We start from the raw sequence: 2,517 nt of genomic DNA on the forward strand, positions 1-2,517 counted from the left end.
GTCCGGACGGGACTCGAACCCGCGACCTCCTGCGTGACAGGCAGGCATTCTAACCAACTGAACTACCGGACCATTTTTTTGTGTAAATGATGGTGACCCGTACGGGATTCGAACCCGTGTTACCGCCGTGAAAGGGCGGTGTCTTAACCGCTTGACCAACGGGCCACTTTTTAATAAAGTGGTGAGCCATGAAGGACTCGAACCTTCGACCCTCTGATTAAAAGTCAGATGCTCTACCAACTGAGCTAATGGCTCTTGCTGTTTATTCAATGAAGTTATTCACGTCGTTTCCGGACGATGAATTGCTTCGTGGTCTTACCTGTTCCTTCCTCTACTAGCTATACTTCGTAGTAAGATGTGTCGGAACAACTCGGAGTATTTCAAAGTAACCTCGCTCGTAACTGAGCTAATGGCTCTTGCTTTTTTTATTTAATCGCTTGTCTTTTCTCTCAGCGACAAGATTTATAATACCATATCATTTTTTTGAGTGCAAGTGTTTTTCTTAAAAAATTAAAAAGTATTTTTTGTCGTAATTTCTTGGTAGGAATTTTGACAAAAATAGAAGGGTGCATTTCTACTTTACACCCTTAGTTAAACGTGCGAACAGGCTTTGCGATGGCTCGACTCGCCGTGCGCCTTTTAGGAGAAACCCGCTCCTAAAAGGCTTAAAACATTACGGCGGCTCCGCTCATCGCTTCGATTTTAAGAAAAAGGAGAAAACCCACCCTTTTTCTTAAAATCTAGGCAAAAACCCCACGTACAAGGTTTGTTTGGTTGCGGTCTGGTCCTACTGAGAAGACCGTTAAAGGAATGCCTGTTAGTTGCGATACACGCTCAATATAGTGACGTGCATTAGCTGGAAGTTCGCTTAGTGTTTTCACGCCAGTAATATCTTCTTCCCAGCCAGGAAGCTCTTCGTATACAGGCTCACACTCTGCAAGAACTTTTAAGCTTGCAGGGAACTCTTCCATTACTTCTCCACGATACTTATAAGCTGTACAAATTTTTAATGTTTTAATACCTGTTAACACATCAATCGAGTTTAGAGATAGATCTGTGATTCCACTTACACGACGGGCATGACGAACAACTACACTATCAAACCAACCAACACGACGTGGACGGCCAGTTGTTGTTCCATACTCATTTCCAACTTCACGAATAGTATCACCAATTTCATCATGTAATTCTGTTGGGAATGGACCGTCACCTACACGTGTTGTATATGCTTTTGATACACCAACAACATGATTAATTTTTGAAGGTCCTACCCCAGAACCAATTGTTACTCCACCAGCGATTGGGTTTGAAGATGTAACAAATGGGTATGTACCTTGGTCGATATCAAGCATTACCCCTTGAGCACCTTCAAATAAAACACGACGCCCTTCGTCTAAAGCGTCATTTAGAACAACAGATGTATCACATACATACTGAGCAATTTGCTGACCATACTCGAAGTATTCCTCAAGGATCTCTTCTTTTGTGAACCCATCTACTTCATAATACTTTTCAAAAAGACGGTTTTTCTCTTCAAGGTTGCGCTCTAATTTTTCTTCAAATACTTCTTTATCCAATAAATCAGCGATTCGAATTCCAATACGAGCAGCTTTATCCATATAAGCTGGACCGATTCCTTTTTTCGTTGTACCAATCTTATTAGCACCTTTACGCTCTTCCTCAACAATATCTAGTTTAAGGTGATATGGAAGAATAACGTGAGCACGGTTACTAATACGAAGATTGCTTGTATCAACATTACGCTCATGTAAATAAGCCAATTCCTCAACAAGTGCTTTTGGATCAATAACCATTCCATTACCGATTACACAAGCTTTATCTTTATAGAAAATCCCAGATGGAATTAAATGAAGTTTATATTTTTTTCCGCCGAAAACGATCGTATGTCCTGCGTTATTACCACCTTGGTAACGAGCAACCACTTCCGCTTTCTCTGAAAGATAATCAGTAATCTTTCCTTTTCCTTCATCGCCCCATTGTGTACCTACAACAACAACTGATGACATGTGATGCACCTCCACCTTCACTACTGTATCTACATAATTATTTTAACTATTTCCAAAGCCACTGATAAGTATACCAACTCGGAAAACATGCGTCAATGCAAAACACGAACGTTCAAAATTAGTTTTTATTTATTTGTTCGTTTTAGCTATTGCAGCAAGAATGCTTGCATTATTTAAACCCTTTATTTCGTTCTAGCAAATTTATCATAAAAAAGATTGTTAACCAATTAGATTAACAACCTTTTAGTCGTACGAACGGTATAGAACAACAGTGCGAACATGTTTGCGTTGGCTTCTCTCGCCGTGCGCCTTTTTAGGAGAAACCCACTCCTAAAAGGCTTAAAGCATTACGGCGGCTCCATCAGTCGCTTCGTCTTTAAGAATAAGGAAAGAACGGCCTTTTATCATAGCCAGTGCGAACATGTTTGCGTTGGCTTCTCTCGCCGTGCGCCTTTTAGGAGAAACCCACTCCTAAAAGGCTTAAAACATT

The 2,517-nt window shown here is 40.6% G+C and carries 1 protein-coding gene and 2 tRNA genes; all 3 read right to left on the reverse strand.

Features of this window, described 5'->3' with window-relative positions; genetic code table 11:
• Window positions 1–90: 90 nt before the first annotated feature.
• Window positions 91–165, reverse strand: a tRNA-Glu gene (locus tag SAY88_RS24455).
• Between the two features lie 14 nt (window positions 166–179).
• Window positions 180–255, reverse strand: a tRNA-Lys gene (locus tag SAY88_RS24460).
• A 485-nt stretch (window positions 256–740) separates the two neighbouring features.
• Window positions 741–2,027, reverse strand: a complete 1,287-nt coding sequence (locus SAY88_RS24465; RefSeq protein WP_332635052.1) for an adenylosuccinate synthase — start codon at window positions 2,025–2,027, stop codon at window positions 741–743.
• Window positions 2,028–2,517 lie beyond the last annotated feature (490 nt).

It is taken from the genome of Halalkalibacter flavus (assembly GCF_036663575.1).
In the GTDB taxonomy this organism is placed as follows: Bacteria; Bacillota; Bacilli; order Bacillales; family Bacillaceae_D; genus Halalkalibacter; species Halalkalibacter flavus.